The 17,189-nt window shown below is 75.0% G+C and carries 17 protein-coding genes; 11 read left to right on the forward strand and 6 right to left on the reverse strand.

Annotated features, from left to right (window positions below):
* Positions 1–50: 50 nt before the first annotated feature.
* The 3 genes from MY526_RS19825 to MY526_RS19835 are packed head-to-tail and all read left to right on the forward strand — an operon-like array spanning position 51 to position 5,505.
* Positions 51–2,651, forward strand: a complete 2,601-nt coding sequence (locus MY526_RS19825) for a molybdopterin oxidoreductase family protein (RefSeq protein WP_436704893.1) — start codon at positions 51–53, stop codon at positions 2,649–2,651.
* Positions 2,651–5,182, forward strand: a complete 2,532-nt coding sequence (gene nirB, locus MY526_RS19830; RefSeq protein WP_436694586.1) for a nitrite reductase large subunit NirB — start codon at positions 2,651–2,653, stop codon at positions 5,180–5,182. Before MY526_RS19825 ends, nirB begins: the two co-directional genes overlap by 1 nt.
* The gene (locus MY526_RS19835; protein WP_436704894.1) at positions 5,179–5,505 is read left to right on the forward strand and encodes a Rieske (2Fe-2S) protein; all 327 of its coding nucleotides are present in this window, start codon (positions 5,179–5,181) and stop codon (positions 5,503–5,505) included. The genes nirB and MY526_RS19835 overlap by 4 nt, the downstream gene beginning before the upstream one ends.
* A gap of 95 nt (positions 5,506–5,600) precedes the next feature.
* On the opposite strand, the gene MY526_RS19840 is transcribed toward MY526_RS19835, so the two are convergent.
* Together MY526_RS19840 and MY526_RS19845 are read right to left on the reverse strand one after the other, a co-directional pair.
* Positions 5,601–6,575, reverse strand: coding sequence for a methyltransferase (locus MY526_RS19840; protein ID WP_436704895.1), 975 nt, complete (start codon positions 6,573–6,575; stop codon positions 5,601–5,603).
* 45 nt (positions 6,576–6,620) lie between these two features.
* A complete protein-coding gene (locus MY526_RS19845) occupies positions 6,621–7,217 on the reverse strand; it encodes a helix-turn-helix domain-containing protein (protein ID WP_436694589.1) in 597 nt (198 codons plus the stop codon).
* Positions 7,218–7,267: 50 nt separating this feature from the next.
* Here MY526_RS19845 and MY526_RS19850 point away from each other — a divergent pair, with 50 nt between their 5' ends.
* Positions 7,268–8,227 (forward strand): NAD(P)/FAD-dependent oxidoreductase, encoded by a 960-nt coding sequence (locus MY526_RS19850; RefSeq protein WP_436694590.1) that lies wholly within the window; start codon positions 7,268–7,270, stop codon positions 8,225–8,227.
* Entirely contained in the window at positions 8,224–8,898 is a 675-nt protein-coding gene (locus MY526_RS19855; protein WP_436694591.1) for a class I SAM-dependent methyltransferase, read from the forward strand. The genes MY526_RS19850 and MY526_RS19855 overlap by 4 nt, the downstream gene beginning before the upstream one ends.
* Here MY526_RS19855 and MY526_RS19860 read toward each other — a convergent pair.
* Positions 8,895–9,683, reverse strand: a complete 789-nt coding sequence (locus MY526_RS19860) for a hypothetical protein (RefSeq protein WP_436704896.1) — start codon at positions 9,681–9,683, stop codon at positions 8,895–8,897. The genes MY526_RS19855 and MY526_RS19860 overlap by 4 nt on opposite strands.
* A 146-nt stretch (positions 9,684–9,829) precedes the next feature.
* Between MY526_RS19860 and MY526_RS19865 the strand changes: the two genes are divergently transcribed.
* Positions 9,830–11,218 carry a nitrate/nitrite transporter gene (locus MY526_RS19865; protein ID WP_436694593.1) on the forward strand — a complete coding sequence of 463 codons (1,389 nt, stop codon included), beginning with the start codon at positions 9,830–9,832 and terminating at the stop codon, positions 11,216–11,218.
* Between the two features lie 103 nt (positions 11,219–11,321).
* Here MY526_RS19865 and MY526_RS19870 read toward each other — a convergent pair whose 3' ends face one another.
* From MY526_RS19870 to MY526_RS19880, 3 genes are all read right to left on the reverse strand, one after another.
* Positions 11,322–12,443, reverse strand: coding sequence for a uroporphyrinogen-III synthase (locus tag MY526_RS19870; protein ID WP_436694594.1), 1,122 nt, complete (start codon positions 12,441–12,443; stop codon positions 11,322–11,324).
* A gap of 120 nt (positions 12,444–12,563) precedes the next feature.
* Positions 12,564–13,133, reverse strand: a complete 570-nt coding sequence (locus MY526_RS19875; RefSeq protein WP_436694595.1) for a uridine kinase family protein — start codon at positions 13,131–13,133, stop codon at positions 12,564–12,566.
* Positions 13,112–14,161 (reverse strand): MBL fold metallo-hydrolase, encoded by a 1,050-nt coding sequence (locus MY526_RS19880; RefSeq protein ID WP_436694596.1) that lies wholly within the window; start codon positions 14,159–14,161, stop codon positions 13,112–13,114. The genes MY526_RS19875 and MY526_RS19880 overlap by 22 nt, the downstream gene beginning before the upstream one ends.
* A gap of 53 nt (positions 14,162–14,214) precedes the next feature.
* Between MY526_RS19880 and MY526_RS19885 the strand changes: the two genes are divergently transcribed.
* The 5 genes from MY526_RS19885 to MY526_RS19905 all read left to right on the forward strand — a co-directional run bounded on the left by MY526_RS19885 (position 14,215) and on the right by MY526_RS19905 (position 17,182).
* Positions 14,215–14,706 carry a PH domain-containing protein gene (locus tag MY526_RS19885; protein WP_436704897.1) on the forward strand — a complete coding sequence of 164 codons (492 nt, stop codon included), beginning with the start codon at positions 14,215–14,217 and terminating at the stop codon, positions 14,704–14,706.
* A 261-nt stretch (positions 14,707–14,967) separates the two neighbouring features.
* Positions 14,968–15,588 (forward strand): translation initiation factor IF-3, encoded by a 621-nt coding sequence (gene infC / locus MY526_RS19890; RefSeq protein ID WP_436694598.1) that lies wholly within the window; start codon positions 14,968–14,970, stop codon positions 15,586–15,588.
* Positions 15,589–15,690: 102 nt separating this feature from the next.
* Entirely contained in the window at positions 15,691–15,885 is a 195-nt protein-coding gene (gene rpmI, locus MY526_RS19895; protein WP_436694599.1) for a 50S ribosomal protein L35, read from the forward strand.
* Between the two features lie 33 nt (positions 15,886–15,918).
* A complete protein-coding gene (gene rplT / locus MY526_RS19900; RefSeq protein WP_091156068.1) occupies positions 15,919–16,302 on the forward strand; it encodes a 50S ribosomal protein L20 in 384 nt (127 codons plus the stop codon).
* Between the two features lie 85 nt (positions 16,303–16,387).
* Positions 16,388–17,182 carry a TrmH family RNA methyltransferase gene (locus tag MY526_RS19905; protein WP_436704898.1) on the forward strand — a complete coding sequence of 265 codons (795 nt, stop codon included), beginning with the start codon at positions 16,388–16,390 and terminating at the stop codon, positions 17,180–17,182.
* Positions 17,183–17,189: the final 7 nt, after the last annotated feature.

Below are 17,189 nucleotides of genomic sequence, written 5' to 3' on the forward strand. Positions count from 1 at the left end.
CTTGACGCCGGTGCCGCCGACGAGAAACGGGGGTCGCCGACGCTCGTCCCGTGACCGCGACCGCTCTCCCCGGAGTCCTGGCAGGAGTGGGCCCGCGCACCCGCACCACGCAGACGCACTGCCCCTACTGCTCGCTGCAGTGCGGGATCACGATGACCGCCGGCGACCGCCCAGCCACCCTCCAGCCGGCCGACTTCCCGACCAACCGCGGCGGCCTGTGCTCCAAGGGCTGGTCGGCGACCGAGCTGCTCGACCACCCGGAGCGACTGACCCGCCCGCTGGTCCGCGCCGTGCCCGGCGACCGCACCAGCCCGCTCGTGGAGTCGACCTGGGACGAGGCGCTCGGCCGCGTGGTGGCCGCGATCGAGCGGACCCAGGCGACGCACGGCCGCGACGCCGTCGGCTGCTTCGGCGGGGGTGGGCTGACCAACGAGCAGGCCTACCAGTTCGGCAAGTTCGCCCGGGTCGCGCTGCGCACCTCCGCCATCGACTACAACGGCCGGTTCTGCATGTCGTCGGCGGCGGGCGCGGCGCTCCGCGCGTTCGGCCTGGACCGCGGGATGCCGTTCCCGCTGGCCGACATCGCCGCCGCCGACGTCGTCGTGCTGGTCGGCTCCAACCCCGCCGACACGATGCCGCCGGCGATGCAGTACTTCGACGAGGGGCGGGCCCGCGGGGCGCAGCACGTCGTCGTCGACCCCCGGCGGACGGCGACCGCCCGCAACGCCGCCCTGCACCTGCAGGCGCTCCCCGGCACCGACCTGGCCCTGGCCAACGGGTTGCTGCACATCGCGATCGCCGAGGGCCTGGTCGATGAGGCCTACGTGGCCGCGCGCACCACCGGGTTCGACGACGTCCGCGCCGGGGTGGCCGCGTACTGGCCGGACCGCGTGGAGCGGCTGACCGGTGTCCCGGTCAAGGACCAACGGCGCACCGTCTTCGCCCTGGCCCGCGCCGAGCGGGCGATCGTGCTCACCGCCCGCGGCGCCGAGCAGCACCGCAGCGGCACCGACACCGCCCAGGCGTGGATCAACCTGGCGCTGGCCCTCGGTCTGCCCGGCCGGGAGGGCAGCGGCTGGGCCACGGTCACCGGCCAGGGCAACGGGCAGGGCGGCCGGGAGCACGGGCAGAAGGCCGACCAGCTGCCCGGGTACCGGAAGATCACCGACCCCGCGGCCCGCGCCCACGTGGCGGCGGTCTGGGGCATCGACCCCGACGACATCCCCGCACCCGGGCGCAGCGCCTTCGAGCTGCTCGACGCGCTCGGCACCGAGGGCGGGGTGCGGACGATGCTGGTGCTCGCCTCCAACGTCGCGGTCTCCGCCCCTGACGCCCGCCGGGTCGTCAGCCGGCTGCGCGACCTGGACTTCCTCGCCGTCAGCGACTTCTTCCTCTCCGAGACCGCCGAGCTCGCCGACGTCGTCCTGCCCAGCGCCATGTGGGCCGAGGAGGACGGCACCATGACCAACCTCGAGGGGCGGGTCATCCGCCGTCGTCGCGCCCTCGACCCGCCCGCCGGCGTCCGCGACGACCTGCAGCTGCTCGCCGAGCTGGCGGCGCGGCTGGGTGCGGGCGACAAGTTCTCCGCCGACCCGGAGACGGTCTTCGCCGAGCTCGGCCGGGCCAGCGCCGGGGGAGCGGCCGACTACTCCGGCATCAGCTACCGCCGGATCGACGAGGAGCAAGGCGTCTTCTGGCCCTGCCCGGCGCCGGCCGGCGACGGCCCCCGGCACCCCGGCACCCCGCGGCTGTTCGCCGAGCGGTTCGCCACCCCCGACGGCCGCGCGCGGTTCCTGCGGGTGGAGCACGTCGAGGCGCACGAGCGCCCCGACGCCGAGTACCCGTACGTGCTCACCACCGGCCGGGTGCTCGCGCAGTACCAGTCGGGCACCCAGACCCGCCGCTCCCGGAGCCTGAACCTGATCGCGCCGCTGCCGCGCGCCGAGCTGCACCGCGACCTGGCCCGCCGGCTCGGCATCGGCCCGGACGACGTCGTCGAGCTGGCCACCCGCCGCGGCCGCGCCCGCTTCTCGGCGCACCTGACCGACGACATCCGGCCCGACGTCGTCTTCGCGCCCTTCCACTGGGGCGGTGCGTCGTCGGCCAACGCGCTCACCGACCCGGCACTCGACCCGGTCAGCCGGATGCCCGCCTTCAAGGTCTGCGCGGTCGCGGTCACCCGCGTCGCCGGGCCCGTCGAGAGCCTGCCCGCCCCCGACGCCGCCACCCAGCCCGAGACCCGCCCCCACGAGCTGTCCCCGACGCCGGAACCACGGCAACCGTCCCGAAGGAGGACCCCCCGCGTGAAGAGCACCCCACGCTTCCTGCAAGGCGTCTACCCGATCACCGGCGAGGGCCTGGCCAAGCCCGGCCCGGTCGACCCCGCGCTGCGCTACACCGTGCCCAACGGCGCCAGCGCGCAGGCGCTGTACTTCCGCGGGGGCAACTCCACCGACCAGTTGGTCTACGCGCTCCTCCTGCGCGACGGGGTCCCGATGCGGTGGTTCCCGATCGGCGCCAAGGGCGACGTGCACGTCCCGCTCCGGGTGGTCGAGGACCTGCCCGGCGGCACGCTGGTCGAGCTGCACGCCGCCGCGCCGGTCGGCGTCACCGGCGAGCTCGTGGTCGACCTCGGGCTGGTGGAGGTCTGATGACGGCCGTCCTCGGCGGTCGCCCGGAGGGGCTGACCTCGTTCCGGTTCGACGTCGACGAGTTCGACGACCGCGCCTCGCTGGTCGTCGTCGGCAACGGCATGGCCGGCGCCCGCTTCGTGGAGGAGGTGCTCGAGCGGGGCGGCGGCGAGCAGTTCCGGATCACCGTCTTCGGCGACGAGCCGCACGGCAACTACAACCGGATCATGCTGTCGCCTGTGCTGGCCGGCGAGGAGCACGAGGACGACATCGTCCTCAACAGCCACGACTGGTACGCCGACAACGGCGTCACCCTGCGGGCGGGCGTCCGCGCCGAGCGGATCGACACCGCCGCCAAGGTCGTCCACGCCGCCGACGGCACGCTCACGCCCTACGACCACCTCGTGCTGGCCACCGGGAGCTACTCGTTCATCCCGCCGATGAAGGGTGTCCGGGCCGAGGACGGCGAGCTGCTGCCCGGCGTCTACGGGTTCCGCACCATCGACGAGACCCGCGCGATGCTCGACGCCGTCGGCCGGTGCCGGAAGGCCGTGGTCATGGGCGGCGGCCTTCTGGGGCTGGAGGCCGCCCGCGCCCTGCAGGGCCACGGGCTGCAGGTCGACCTCGTGCACGCGATGCCGTACCTGATGAACATGCAGCTCGACGCCGAGGCCGGCGCCATCCTCAAGAAGAGCGTGGAGTCACTCGGGATCAGCGTCCACCTCGACGTCTTCGCCACCGAGGTGTTCGGCGCCGGCCACGTCGAGGGGGTGGGGCTCGCCGACGGACGGCGGATCGACGCCGACCTGCTCGTCGTGGCCGCCGGCGTGCGGCCGAGCACCGACATCGGCGTCCGCTCCGGTCTGGAGGTGGAGCGCGGCATCGTCGTCGACGACCAGCTGCGCACCGACGACCCGGACGTGTACGCGATCGGCGAGTGCGCCCAGCACCGCGGCGAGGTCTACGGCCTCGTGGCCCCGGCCTGGGAGCACGCGAAGGTGCTGGCCGACGTCCTCACCGGCACCGACCCCGACGCCGAGTACCACGGCAGCCGGACGGCGACGAAGCTCAAGGTGGCCGGCGTCGACGTCGCGGTCATGGGCATCAACACCCCCGAGCGGGACGACGACGAGTTCCTGGTGATCTCCGAGCCCAAGCGCGGGGTGCACCTGTCGGTGGTCATCCGCGACGACAAGCTGGTCGGCGCCACGCTGCTCGGGGACACCCGCAAGGTCGCGTTCCTCACCCAGGCCTTCGACCGCGGGGCGCCGCTGCCCGAGGAGCGGATCCGGCTGCTGGTCGACCTCTCCGACGGGGCCGAGGAGGTCGGCGTCGCCGAGATGCCGGCCACCACCCAGGTGTGCAACTGCAACGGCGTCACGAAGGGCGCGATCTGCGACGTCGTCGCCGACGGGTGCACCGCGCTCGGCGGGGTCATGGACCGCACCCGCGCCGGCAAGGGCTGCGGCTCCTGCAAGTCGCTGGTCAAGCAGATCGTGGAGTGGGCCGCCGACGGCGACCTGACCGAGGACCCGTCGGCGTCCTGGTACGTCCCGGGCATCCCGCTGGCCAAGCCCGAGCTCATCGCCGCCATCCGGGAGCAGGACCTCCGCAGCGTCTCGGCCGTCTTCGCCGCGCTCGCCCCCGGCGGCAAGGACGACGCGAAGTCGAAGATGGGCCTGACCTCGCTGCTGAAGATGCTGTGGGGGCACGACTTCGTGCCCGAGAAGGACGGCGAGTTCATCAACGACCGGGTGCACGCCAACATCCAGCGCGACGGCACGTTCTCCGTCGTCCCGCAGATGAAGGGCGGCGTCACCACCCCGGCCCAGCTGCGCCGGATCGCCGACGTCGCCGAGAAGTACGAGGTGCCGATGGTCAAGGTGACCGGCGGCCAGCGGATCGACCTGCTCGGCGTCCGCAAGGAGGACCTGCCGGCGATGTGGTCGGACCTCGGCATGCCGTCGGGGTACGCCTACGGCAAGAGCATGCGCACGGTGAAGACCTGCGTGGGCAGCGACTTCTGCCGGTTCGGCCTCGGTGACTCCACCCAGCTCGGCATCGACCTGGAGAGCCGGTTCCAGGGCATCGAGAGCCCGGCGAAGATGAAGCTCGCCGTCGTCGGCTGCCCCCGCAACTGCGCCGAGGCCTACGTCAAGGACGTCGGCGTCGTGGCGGTCGGCAACGGGAAGTGGGAGGTCTACGTCGGCGGCGCCGCCGGGGCCACCGTCCGCAAGGGCGACCTGCTGGCCACCGTGGACTCCCCGGAGGCGGTGGTGACCCTCGCCGGCCGGTTCATGCAGTACTACCGGGAGAACGCCAACTGGCTCGAGCGCACCTACGACTTCGTGCCCCGCATCGGGCTGGAGAAGATCAAGCAGGTGCTGCTGGAGGACAGCGAGGGCATCGTCGCCGAGCTGGACGCGAACATGCAGCGGTCGATCGACGCCTACACCGACCCGTGGGGCCAGGACGCCGCCGAGCCGGCCACGCCCGGCCAGTTCCGCCCGTCCCTCCCGCTGATCCCGCTGCCGAAGGTGCCGGTCCGATGAGCCTCACCGACATGCGCACGACGACCGAGCACGCCGTGGGCCGCGTCGAGGAGGTGCCGCCGGGGGAGGGCCGGGCGTTCGTCGCCGGGGAGGTGCAGGTCGCCGTGTTCCGGCTGCGCGACGGCTCGCTGCACGCCACCCAGGCGGCTTGCCCGCACGCCGGCGGACCGCTCGCCGACGGGCAGACCGACGTCGACGTGCTGGTCTGCCCGCTGCACCTGTACGCCTACCGGTGGTCCGACGGCGCCGCGACGTCCGGCGCCGCCGCGGTGCGGGTGTACTCGGTCCGCGAGGTCGACGGGCTCCTGGTCGTCGAGGTGTAGCGGCGACCGCTCGTGATCATGGGGTCGTCGCCGCCCTCCGCGGAGTGTCCGCCTGTGTCGGCGTCGACAACCCATGATCACGCGGGGGACGGTCGTCAGGCGGGCCGCGCCTCGAGCACGTGCACCCCGGCGCCGGTCGGGACGTCGCGCGTGAGGCGCAGCCCCGCCGCGTCGAGCAGGGCGGCGTACTCGGCCGCGGTCCGCTCCCGGCCGTGCAGCAGGACCAGCATGTGCAGGTCCATGCGCACCGCGGCCGGGTCGTCGACGGCGCGCCCGGGCAGCACGGCCTCGACGACGAGCAGCACCGAGTCCGGTCGCATCGCCGCGCGGCAGGTCCGCAGCACGCGCCGCGCGTCGTCGTCGTCCCAGTCGTGCAGCACGCGGGACAGGACGTAGGCGTCGGCTCCGCCGGGCACCGCGGTGAAGAAGTCGCCACCGACCGCGGGCAGGTCGGAGTCCGCCACCACGCCGGGCTGGTCGAACAGCACGACGTCGGCGGCCGGGATCCGCTCGCGGATGGCGCGCAGCAGGGTCCCGCTGCCGCCGCCGACGTCGACGACCGACGCGAACGGGGTCACGTCGTAGGCGGCGACCACCGCGCCGGCCTCCCGCGCGGACCGGTCGGCCATCGACGCCCGGAAGGCCGCCAGCCGCTCGGGTGCGGCGGCCAGGTGCTCGAAGAACGACCGGCCGTGGACGGCGTCGAAGGGCGTGCCGCCGTCCCGGACGGCGGCGAGCAGCCCGACGGCCGCCTCGTAGTACAGCTCGGCACGCGCGGTCACCGCCCCGCGCAGCGAGTCCGGCGTCCCGCTGCGCAGCCACGCGCCGGTCTCCGTCAGGGCGAACCGGCCGTCGGGGAGCTCGTCGAGCACCTCCTCGGCGGCCAGCCCGCGCAGGACCCGGTGCAGCGGCCCGGGCACGGCCCCGACCTCGCCGGCGAGCTCGTCGGCGCTGCGGGGGCCGGCGGCCAGGGCGTCCGGCACGCCCAGGGCGACGCAGACGTGCAGCAGCTGGGTGACCAGGTAGCCGTCGGCGAGCCGGGCCAGCCGGGCGGCTGCGGAGCCGGGCACAGCCGCATGCTGGCACGGCGCCCGGAGGTGGACAACGTGCCCGGGTCAGCGCCCCGCGGGCCGGGCCCGCACGTGCATGCGTTCCCCTTGTGGGCCGAACAGGGTGAGCACCTCGGCCGGCTCCGGGAACGGGTTGGAGAAGGAGTGCGGCACGCGGGTGTCGAACTCGACCACCTCGCCCGCGGAGAGCACGAAGTCCCGACGGCCGAGCAGCAGCCGCAGTCGCCCGGAGAGCACGTACATCCACTCGAACCCCTCGTGCGTCTTCTGTTCCACGTCCCCGACCCGCGACTTCGGCGGGAACGTCTGCTTGTAGGCCTGCAGCCCGCCGCTCTGCCGGGTCAGCGGCACCATGGTCACGCCGTCGTGTTCGAACGGGCTCTGGTGCACGCGGGGGTCGCCGGCGGCCGGGGCGTCGACCAGCTCGTCGAGCCCCACCTGGAACGCCCGCGCCAGGGGGAGCAGCAGTTCCAGCGTCGGCTTGCGCTGCCCGGCCTCCAGCCGAGAGAGGGTGCTCACCGAGATGCCGGTGGCGCTCGAGACCGCGGCCAGCGTCATGCCGTGCTCCGTGCGCAGCGACCGCAGCCGCGGACCGACCGAGTCGAGGACGTCGTCGAGGGGGAGGTCCGCCGTCTTTGCCATGTCAGCAAGGCTAGTTGTCGGAGCAGCTACGGGCGGTGCACCGTGGTGGCATGAGTGGATACGACGTCGTGGTGATCGGTGGTGGCGCCGCAGGGCTGAGCGGAGCCGTGGCCCTGGCGCGGTCGCGGCGCACGGTGCTGGTCGTCGACGCGGGGCAACCGCGGAACGCGCCGGCGTCCGGCGTGCACAACTACCTGGGCCGGGAGGGCGCTCGCCCCGCCGACCTGCTCGCCGACGGACGGGCTGAACTGGTCGGCTACGGAGGGGTGGTCGTCGACGGCGTGGTCACCGCCGCGCGGCGGGAGGACGACGGGACGTTCCGCGTGGCCCTCGACGGCGATCGGGAGGTGTCGGCACGTCGGCTGCTGGTCACGACCGGCCTCGTCGACGAGTTGCCCGAGCTACCCGGGCTGGCCGAGCGGTGGGGGCGCGACGTGCTGCACTGTCCGTTCTGCCACGGCTGGGAGGTGCGCGACCAGGCCGTCGGCATCCTGGCAACCGGTCCGAACGCGGTGCACCAGGCGCTGCTGTTCCGGCAGCTCAGTGAGGACGTCGTCTTCTTCCGGCACACCGGGCCCGGGCTCGCACCGGAGCAGGCCGAGCAGTTGGCTGCCCGGGGCGTCCGGATGGTCGACGGTGAGGTGACCGGGATCGAGGTGACCGACGACCGGCTCACCGGCGTCCGGCTCGTCACCGGTGAGGTGGTTCCGCGCTCGGCGTTGGTCGTGGCACCGCGCTTCACCGCACGCGCCGGCGTGCTGGAGTCCCTGGGCGCCTCGGCGGTGGACCAGGAGATGGGCGGCTCCGTCGTCGGCAGCGCCGTGCCGGCGGACCCCACCGGAGCGACCTCCGTGCCGGGCGTGTGGGTGGCGGGCAACGTCTCCGATCTCAGCGCGCAGGTCGTGGTCGCCGCCGCCGCCGGGATGCGGGCCGGCGCCATGATCAACGCGGATCTCGTGGCCGAGGACGCCCGCTCGGCCGTCGCGGCGCACCGGAGCGTGGCGGCATGAGGGCGTCCGACCGCGAGTCGTACGATGAGCTCTACCGCTCGGCTCCGGCGCTGTGGAGCGGCCGCCCGAACCGCCAGCTCGTCGTCGAGGCGAGCGAGCTGCGGCCCGGCGCGGCGATGGACGCCGGCTCCGGGGAGGGCGGCGACGCCCAGTGGCTCGCCGAGCGGGGCTGGCGGGTCACCGCGGTCGACTTCTCGACCGTCGCGCTGGAGCGCGCCGCTGCGCTGGCCGCCGCCCGTGGCCTCGGCAACCGGATCGAGTGGCTGCACGCCGATCTGGGCGCCTGGACGCCGCCCGAGGCGGGGTTCGACCTGGTCACGGCGCACTACCTGCACTCGAGCGGAGCCGAGCGCTCGGCGCTGTTCCGGCGGCTCGCCGCCGCCGTCGCGCCGGGCGGGACCCTCCTCGTCGTCGGCCACCTGCTCGACGAGGGCGCCGGCCACGGCCATGGCGAGCACGGGGACGATGGCGAGCGCGGCCAGGGACACCTGCACCAGCACGACCCCGACGCGTTCTACACCGCCGAGGACGTCGCGGCGGTCCTCGACCCCGCGGAGTGGACCGACGTCGTCACCGAGACCCGCGACCGCGACCCGGAGGCCGCCGAGCGGACCGGCAACGCGGTGCCGGACACCGTGCTCGTGGCGCGACGGAGGTCAGGAGGGCGCTAGCCGAGGTCGGCCAGCGCGGCGGCGACCTCGTCGTCCCGCACGAAGCCCAGGGCCAGCAGCCGGTGCACCAGCACGCCCCGGCGGGTCAGCCGCAGGTCGGCCGGGCGCAGCCGGGGCAGCGCCGCGCCGCCGGGCCGAGGCTGGGCCGGGGGCGGGTCGACCAGGCCGGCGCGCTGCAGGTCGGCCACGTCCTCCCGGGCGCCCCAGGCCGTCCACGCCCGCGGGTCGTCGGCCAGCGGGGTCATCGGCAGCGGCAGCCGGTCGCTTCGGCCGACGCCGGCCAGCAGGGTCAGTTGCCGCCAGGACTGCCCGGCGGCCAGCCGCAGCGCGCGGTCCACCAGCGCGACGTCGAGGTCGGGCGAGGCGGCCACCTCGGCCAGCAGGTAGCCCAGGTGCCGCACCCGGCGCTCCTCGACCGACCGGCAGGCCGCGGCGACGACCGCCTCGGCCACCTCGTCGGCCGGGGACCGCCCGCCGGCCCGCGGGGTGAAGAAGTCGTCGTCGCGCAGCCGCCGGCCGCCCTGCGCCAGCGACGCGCCGTGCTCGACGGCGAAGGCCAGGGCGGCGCCGGCGCGGGCGCGCTCGCGCGGCAGTGCCAGCGCCGCGGCCCCCTCGGCCGCCGTCCGGAGGGTGCCGGCCAGCCGGTCGTCCAGGCGGACCGCCGTCGCCGGCCCCGAGCCGGGGAAGACCACCGCGGCCGCGGCCCGGCTCATCGAGCCGGCGACCACCGCGCCGGCCTCCAGCAGGGCACGGCCGGTGGCGGGGGAGTCCTCGGTGGCGGTCACGCGGTGATCTTCGCCGGTCCGGTGCCGCCCGTGCACCCGGTGGACGGCGCCCTCACCACAGCGGGTCAGCGACGGTGAGCACAACGGAACACGAGTTCATCCCGGCAGCAACGGCCGGGGAACGACCGGCAGCCACCGTCGGTGCCATGGCCGCCCCCACCCCCACCGCTCCGCCGACGACCGCGCCGGTCGCCGCCCCGGCCCGCTCGTCGGGCCGCTGGATCGACGACTGGCGCCCGGAGGACCCCGCCTTCTGGGAGTCCACCGGCAAGCCGGTCGCTCGCCGCAACCTGTTCTTCTCCGTCTTCTCCGAGCACATCGGCTTCTCCATCTGGAGCCTGTGGTCGGTGCTCGTGCTGTTCCTGCCCGAGGCGGTGTACGGCATCGACCCGGCCGGGAAGTTCCTGCTGACCACGCTGCCGACCGCTCTGGGCGCCTTCGTCCGGCTGCCGTACACCTTCGCCGTCGCCCGGTTCGGCGGGCGCAACTGGACCATCGTCAGCGCCTCGCTGCTGCTCGTGCCGACGATCGCGACCGCCGTCGTCCTGGAGCCCGGCGTCTCCTACACGACGCTGCTGGTGGTCAGCTGCCTGGCCGGTGTGGGCGGCGGCAACTTCGCCAGCTCGATGGCCAACATCAACGCCTTCTACCCCGACCGGCTCAAGGGCTGGGCGCTCGGCCTCAACGCCGGCGGCGGGAACCTCGGCGTCCCGGTGATCCAGCTCGTCGGCCTGCTCGTGCTGGCCACCGTCGGCGCCCAGTACCCGCGGCTGGTGCTGCTCGTCTACATCCCGTTGATCGTGGCCGCCGCCATCGGTGCGGCGCTGCTCATGGACAACCTGACGACGGCGCGCAACCAGCCCCGCGCGATGCGGGAGGCGACCCGCGAGCCGCACACCTGGATCATGTCGTTCCTCTACATCGGCTCCTTCGGCTCGTTCATCGGTTTCGGGTTCGCCTTCGGCCAGGTGCTGCAGAACCAGTTCACCGCCGACTTCGCCACCCCGCTGGCCGCGGCCGCCCTCACCTGGCTGGGCCCGCTGCTGGGCTCGCTGATCCGCCCGCTCGGCGGCTCGCTGGCCGACCGCTTCGGCGGCGCCCGCATCACCTTCTGGAACTTCGTCGCCATGGCCCTCGGCGCCGCGACCGTGTGGACGGCGAGCCAGCTGGAGTCGCTGCCGCTGTTCGTCGTCGGCTTCGTCACGCTGTTCGTGCTCAGCGGCATCGGCAACGGCTCGACCTACAAGATGATCCCGGCGATCTTCCGGACCCAGGCGCAGCAGCAGGTGGCCGACGGCGGGGACGGCGCGGCCGCCGACCGGCACGCGCTGCGGATGTCGGGTGCGCTGATCGGGATCGCCGGCGCGGTCGGTGCCTTCGGCGGCGTGCTGGTCAACCTGGCCTTCCGCCAGTCGTTCCTGACCACCGGCACCGGCGACTCCGCCTACCTGGTGTTCATCGCCTTCTACGTCGCGTGCCTGGTCGTCACCTGGGTGGTCTACCTGCGCCCGCGGGCCCCGATGGCCGGCGTCTGAGCCGCCGTGATCATGGGGTTGTTGCCGGCCCGCGCGGCGTGTCCTCGCGTGTCGCCGGCAACAACCCCATGATCAACGGGGGAGCGCGGGCGCGGCAGCGGGCTCAGAGCTTGAGCCGGTAGCCGCGCTTCACGACGGTCTCGACCAGCGGCGCACACAGCGCGGCACGCAGCCGGGTCACGGCCATCTCCACCGCGTGCCCGTCGCCGCCGCCGGGCAGCCCCCGCACCAGCTCCGGGCGGGACACCACCGCACCCGGCCGCGCGGCCAGCGCCCGCAGCACCGCCATCGGACCGGGCGCGAGCTCCACCAGCCGGCCGTCCACGACCACCGCGTGGCCGCGCACCTGGACGTCGTGCTCCCCGACCCGCAGGACCGGGTCGCGCTCCGGCAGCCGGGCGACCACCTCCCGCGCCAGCGCGCCCAGCCGCGAGCGCTCCGGCTGCACCGACGGGATCCCCACCGACTCCAGCGGCCCGGCGGTCACCGGACCCACCGCCACCGCGAGGACGCCGCCGCTCAGCGCGGCCACCAGGTCCTCCCGCTGCCCCAGCTCCTCGGCGACGGTCAGCAGGCTGGCCGCGGCCGGCGCGCTGGTGAAGGTCACCGCGTCGATCCCGCCGGCGACGATCGCGCCCACCAGCCGGCGCACCGGGCCGACGTCCTCGGGCAGCACCCAGCGGTAGACCGGCACGGTCAGCACGTCCGCGCCCGCGGCCCGCAGCGCGTCGACGAACTCCGGCAGCGGGTCGCCGTGCAGCTGGACGGCGATCCGCCGACCGGCCAGCGGACCCTCCGCGCCCGACAGCAGGTGCTCGAGCACCTCCGCCGACGACTCGGACGCCGGCGACCAGGCGTCGATCAGCCCGCCGCCGCGGATCGCCCCGCGGGCCTTGGGACCACGGGCCAGCACCCGGGTGCCGGTCAGGTGCGCGACGAGGGGGAGGTCCCAGGCGTCGGCGGCCTCCAGCCAGCCGCGGAACCCGACGCCGGTGGTGGCGACGACGAGGTCGACCGGCCGCTCGAGGACCTGGCGGGTCGCGGCCACCAGCTCGGTGTCGTCGGCGAGCGGGACGATCCGGATCGCCGGTGCGTACACCACCCGGGCGCCACGGCGGGCCAGCAGCGCGCCGAGCTCCTCGCGACGGCGGGCAGCAGTGACCGCGACGGTGTAGCCGGCCAGCGGCAACAGCTCGCCGTCGGCCTCGGGCGCGGTCTCACTCACGGGCATCCCCCTGGTCGTACGTCTGCACGGCCGGTCCGCGTGCCGGCCGGCGCCCCCCATGGTGCGTCGTCCTCGTTGCGGGCATGTGTCGTCCCAGGTACGGCGGCGCGTGGGGGCCGTTCAGCCCGGTCCGGCGGTGCCGTCGAGGCGGATGTCGGCACGTTCCCGGGTGCACTCCGCGGCGAACGCGGTCGCCTCGGTGCCCTGCCAGCTTCGCCACTCCGGCGCGAACGCGGCGCCGTCCCGGGCCAGGCCGCGGGCCAGCCGCACGTCGGCCGGCGCCTCCACCCAGATCCGCAGCACCGCCCACGGGTCGACCGCGCGCGGGCAGCTGCCGCAGCCCTCGACGACGAGCACCCCGCCGGGCGGGACGGTCGTCGGCTCGGCCTCGAAGCGGCCGGCGGCCCAGTCGTAGCGGTGGTAGGCGCCGGGGGAGTCCCCGGCCAGCGGGCGCAGCACGCCCGCGGCGAGGCGGGCGAAGGCGCCGGTGAGCGACCAGTCGGCGTACAGGTCGTCCATGTGGACGACGGTGCCGCCGAGCTCGGCCGCCAGCCGGCCGGCCAGCGTGGTCTTGCCCGACCCGGCCGGCCCGTCCACGCAGACCAGCCGGGTCCGCCCGAGCCGGGGGCCGGCGGCCCGCACCCGCGCGGCGATCGCCGGGACGGCGCTCAGCGGGCCGACGCGGTCCACGTCGGCACCGCACCGCCGGACCCGACGACGAGGCCCCGGCTGGCCAGCAGCCGCAGGTGGGCGTCGGTCTCGGTGACCGCGAAGATCCGCATCCGCCGGGCGTACTGGTCCCACGGCCGCGACCAGGTGAGGAGGCCGGCCAGCTGCCACGGCGTGCTGTGCGGGTGGTCCCGGACGGCGGCCAGCAGCTCGGCCAGCCGGTGCTCGTGGTGCTCGCGCAGCTGGAGGGTCCGGTCGGCCAGCCCGCGGAAGCGCCACTCGTGCGCGGGCAGCACCTCGGCGACCTCCCGTTCCCCGACGGCCTCCAGCGAGCGCAGGTAGTCCCGCAGCGGGTCGGCCAGGCCGCCCGACGTCGAGGACACGTTGGGGCTGATCCGGGGCAGCACGTGGTCGCCGGAGAAGAACAGCCCGGTGCGCTCCTCGGCGAAGCAGAGGTGACCGGGTGTGTGCCCCGGTGTGTGGACCGCGCGCAGCGACCACCCCGGCAGGTCGGCCAGGTCGCCGTCCTCCAGCAGCCGGTCGGGGCGCGCGGCGGTGGAGTACCTCGACATGGCCTCGGGCGTGCCGACGTCGGACCGCGCCTCCTCCCGATCGGCGCCGAGGGACACCAGGAACGCCACCTCGTTGGCCACGAGCTCCGCGGCGTCGCCCTGGGTCAGGTGCTCCACGGCCGCGGCGTCGGCGGGGTGCAGCGCGACCCAGGCGCCGGAGGCCGCCCGCACCCGCGCGGCCTGGCCGATGTGGTCGAAGTGCATGTGGCTGACCAGCACGCCCCGGACGTCGGTGACCGCGCCGCCGATGGCGGCCAGCCCGGCGCACAGCGCCGTCCAGCCCTCCTCGCTGTCCCAGCCGGTGTCGAGCATCCCGAGCCCGCCGCCGGCCAGGGCGAAGACGTAGCTGGTGACGTAGCGGAGCGGGTTGTCCGGGATGGGGACGGGGATCGACCACAGCCCCGGGCCGACCTCCTCGACCGGCGGCAACGTCCGGTCCTGCCAGGCCTGGTGCTGCGCGGTGCCGGTGACCTCCACGTCGAGGCACTCTGCCAGCCCGCCCGGCGGGCGCGGCCTGGGACCATGGGCGCGTGCCGTCGCCCGCCCCGCCCGCCGTCTCCGCCGTCCCGCGTCGCTGGCGGCTGGCCTGCGCCGTCGCGGCCGCCGTCGTCGTCGCCGTCCTGGCCTACGTCGGGCTGACGCTGCCGGCGTCGGACTCCGGCGTCGTCTTCTACACGACCGCCGACCGGTGGGCGGTGGTCGGCCTCGGCGTGGTCCTGGGCGCGGGCCTGCTCGCCCTGGGCCGGCCCCGGGTCGACGCAGACGCCGACGGCATCCGCGTGCGCAACGTCCTGGGGGAGCGCACCCTGCCCTGGACCGCGGTCCGCGCGGTCCGCTTCGACGAGCGGTTCCGGTGGGCGACGCTGCGGCTCACCAACGACGACGAGTTCGCCGTGCTGGCGATCCAGGCGGCCGACGGCGAGCGTGCGGCGGTCGCGGTCGAGGGGCTGCGGGCCCTGCACGCGGCCGCCCTCGCCGTGCAGCCGGCCCCGCCGCCGCTGCTGCACGACCCCTGGGAATGACCCGGCCCGCCGCATCGCTGTAGCATGGGCGTGCCTCCCCGCTACACCGAGGCGCGCGAACCACCCAGCGGCCCCGCCCCGGGCCGCTGACCAAGAGGAGCCCGCTCCCACCTGGCGTCGTCAAGACGCCCAGGTTCCCGGATCGCGGCAGACCGGCTGGTCTGCCGCGGCGCGCGCGAGCCCGACGGCTCGCGCACCCCGGCGAGTGGGCCCCGTGAGCAGACGCTCACGGGGCCTTCGTTCTCTCCGGAATCCGGTCGGGTGCAGCTCCTCCCGTGCAACAGCAGAGGAGAGGCCATCACCGAGCCCCGCATCAACGACCGTATCCGCGTCCCCGAGGTCCGCCTGGTCGGCCCGGAGGGCGAGCAGGTCGGCATCGTGCCGATCGGCGAGGCGCTGCGCCTGGCCCAGGACTCCGAACTCGACCTCGTCGAGGTCGCGCCCATGGCCCGGCCGCCGGTTGCGAAGCTCATGGACTACGGGAAGTTCAAGTACGAGTCCGCCCAGAAGGCCCGCGAGGCCCGGCGGAACCAGGCGCTCACCGTCATCAAGGAGATGCGGCTGCGCCTGAAGATCGACCCGCACGACTACGAGACCAAGAAGGGCCACGTCGAGCGCTTCCTGCGGAGCGGCGACAAGGTCAAGATCACCGTGATGTTCCGCGGCCGGGAGCAGTCCCGTCCGGAGATGGGCTACCGGCTGCTGCAGCGGCTGGCCGCCGACGTCGCCGAGCTCGGCGTCGTCGAGTCCAACCCCAAGCAGGACGGCCGCAACATGGTCATGGTGATCGCCCCGCACCGGAACCAGGCGGCCACCGACACCGCGCGCCGCACGGCGAAGGCGGAGAAGCAGGCAGCCGAGGAGCAGGCCCCGCAGGCCTGAACCGGGCGCCACCGCAGGACCGCACCACCGAGACGGCCGGCGCCGTCGCGGCAGCTGAGCGCTGCCGCGCGGCGCCGACACACACGAGCGAGGACCGAGGACATGCCGAAGCAGAAGACCCACAAGGGCACCGTGAAGCGGATCCGCGTCACGGGCACCGGGAAGCTCATGCGTGAGCAGGCCAACAACCAGCACAAGTTCGAGCACAAGTCCTCGCGTCGCAAGCGCCGGCTGGACTCCGACCAGCTCATCTCGCCGGCCGACACCAGGAACATCAAGAAGCTGCTGGGCCTCTGAGCGCCCCCCTAACGAGAAGACAGGAGCACTCACGTGGCACGCGTGAAGCGGGCGGTCAACGCCCAGAAGAAGCGCCGGACGACCCTCGAGGCCGCCAGTGGCTACCGGGGCCAGCGGTCCCGGCTCTACCGCAAGGCCAAGGAGCAGATCCTCCACTCGGCCACCTACCAGTACCGCGACCGCAAGGTGCGCAAGGGTGACTTCCGCAAGCTGTGGATCACCCGCATCAACGCCGCGGCGCGCCAGAACGACATGACCTACAACCGGTTCATGCAGGGCCTCAAGCTGGCCGGCATCGAGCTCGACCGCCGCGTGCTGGCCGAGCTGGCCGTCAACGAGCCGGCCGCCTTCGCCGCCCTGGTGGAGACCGCGCGCGCCGCGGTCGCCGCCGCCCCGGCCGGCGGCCAGGCCGCCTGAGCAGGCACCGCACCACCCCGACGCCGCCGGTGCCGGTCCCGCGTGGACCGGCACCGGCGGCGTCGGCGTCTGGAGAGGGACGGCGATGAGCGAGCCGCTCACCGAGCGGTCGGCGCGGATCGTGGCCGCGCGCAAGCTGACCAGGCGCAGCGGCCGCGACGCCGCAGGCCTCTTCCTCGCCGAGGGCCGGCAGGCCGTCGCCGAGGCGCTGGCCGACCCCACCGGGGTCCGGGAGGTGTTCGCCACCGAGGCCGCCGCCGCCGCGCACGCCGATCTGCTGGCCGCCACTCCCGTGCCGGTGCGGCCGGTCACCGAGAAGGCGGCCGCCTCCCTCTCGGAGACGGTGACCCCGCAGGGCCTGGTCGCGGTCTGCGCGCTGCGCGACGTGCCCGCCGACGCCCTGGTGACGGCGCCGCCGCGGCTGGCGGTGGCGCTGGCCGAGCTCGCCGACCCGGGCAACGCCGGCACCGTGCTCCGCACCGCCGACGCCTGCGGCGCCGGGGCGGTCGTCTTCGGCGCCGGCTCGGCAGACCCCTACGGCGGGAAGGCGGTGCGCTCCAGCGCGGGCAGCCTCTTCCACGTCGACGTCGTCCGCGGGGCGCCGCTGCCGGACCTGCTGCCGCGGCTGCAGGCCGCCGGCGCCACGGTCCTGGCCGCCGACGGCGGGGGTGCGGCCGCTCTCGACGAGGTGGCCGCCGACGGCCGGCTGGCCGGGCCGGTGGTGTGGCTGTTCGGCAACGAGGCCCGCGGCGTGCCGGCCGGGCTGGCCGGACTGGCCGACGCGCGGGTGCGCATCCCGATGCGCGGACGGGCCGAGAGCCTCAACCTGGCCGCCGCGGCGGCCATCTGCCTGTACACGACCCAGCTCGCCCAGCGCTGAGGCCGGG

Origin of the sequence: Geodermatophilus sp. CPCC 205761 (genome assembly GCF_051383655.1) — a bacterium.
Lineage (GTDB): Bacteria > Actinomycetota > Actinomycetes > Mycobacteriales > Geodermatophilaceae > Geodermatophilus.

Excerpts from the sequence above, each read along its gene's own strand:
- MY526_RS19835 (WP_436704894.1), top strand. The coding sequence starts at position 5,179 with ATGAGCCTCACCGACATGCGCACGACGACCGAGCACGCCGTGGGCCGC.
- MY526_RS19845 (WP_436694589.1), bottom strand. The coding sequence starts at position 7,217 with ATGGCAAAGACGGCGGACCTCCCCCTCGACGACGTCCTCGACTCGGTC.
- MY526_RS19850 (WP_436694590.1), top strand. The coding sequence starts at position 7,268 with ATGAGTGGATACGACGTCGTGGTGATCGGTGGTGGCGCCGCAGGGCTG.
- MY526_RS19865 (WP_436694593.1), top strand. The coding sequence starts at position 9,830 with ATGGCCGCCCCCACCCCCACCGCTCCGCCGACGACCGCGCCGGTCGCC.
- MY526_RS19855 (WP_436694591.1), top strand. The coding sequence starts at position 8,224 with ATGAGGGCGTCCGACCGCGAGTCGTACGATGAGCTCTACCGCTCGGCT.
- rpmI (WP_436694599.1), top strand. The coding sequence starts at position 15,691 with ATGCCGAAGCAGAAGACCCACAAGGGCACCGTGAAGCGGATCCGCGTC.
- nirB (WP_436694586.1), top strand. The coding sequence starts at position 2,651 with ATGACGGCCGTCCTCGGCGGTCGCCCGGAGGGGCTGACCTCGTTCCGG.
- MY526_RS19905 (WP_436704898.1), top strand. The coding sequence starts at position 16,388 with ATGAGCGAGCCGCTCACCGAGCGGTCGGCGCGGATCGTGGCCGCGCGC.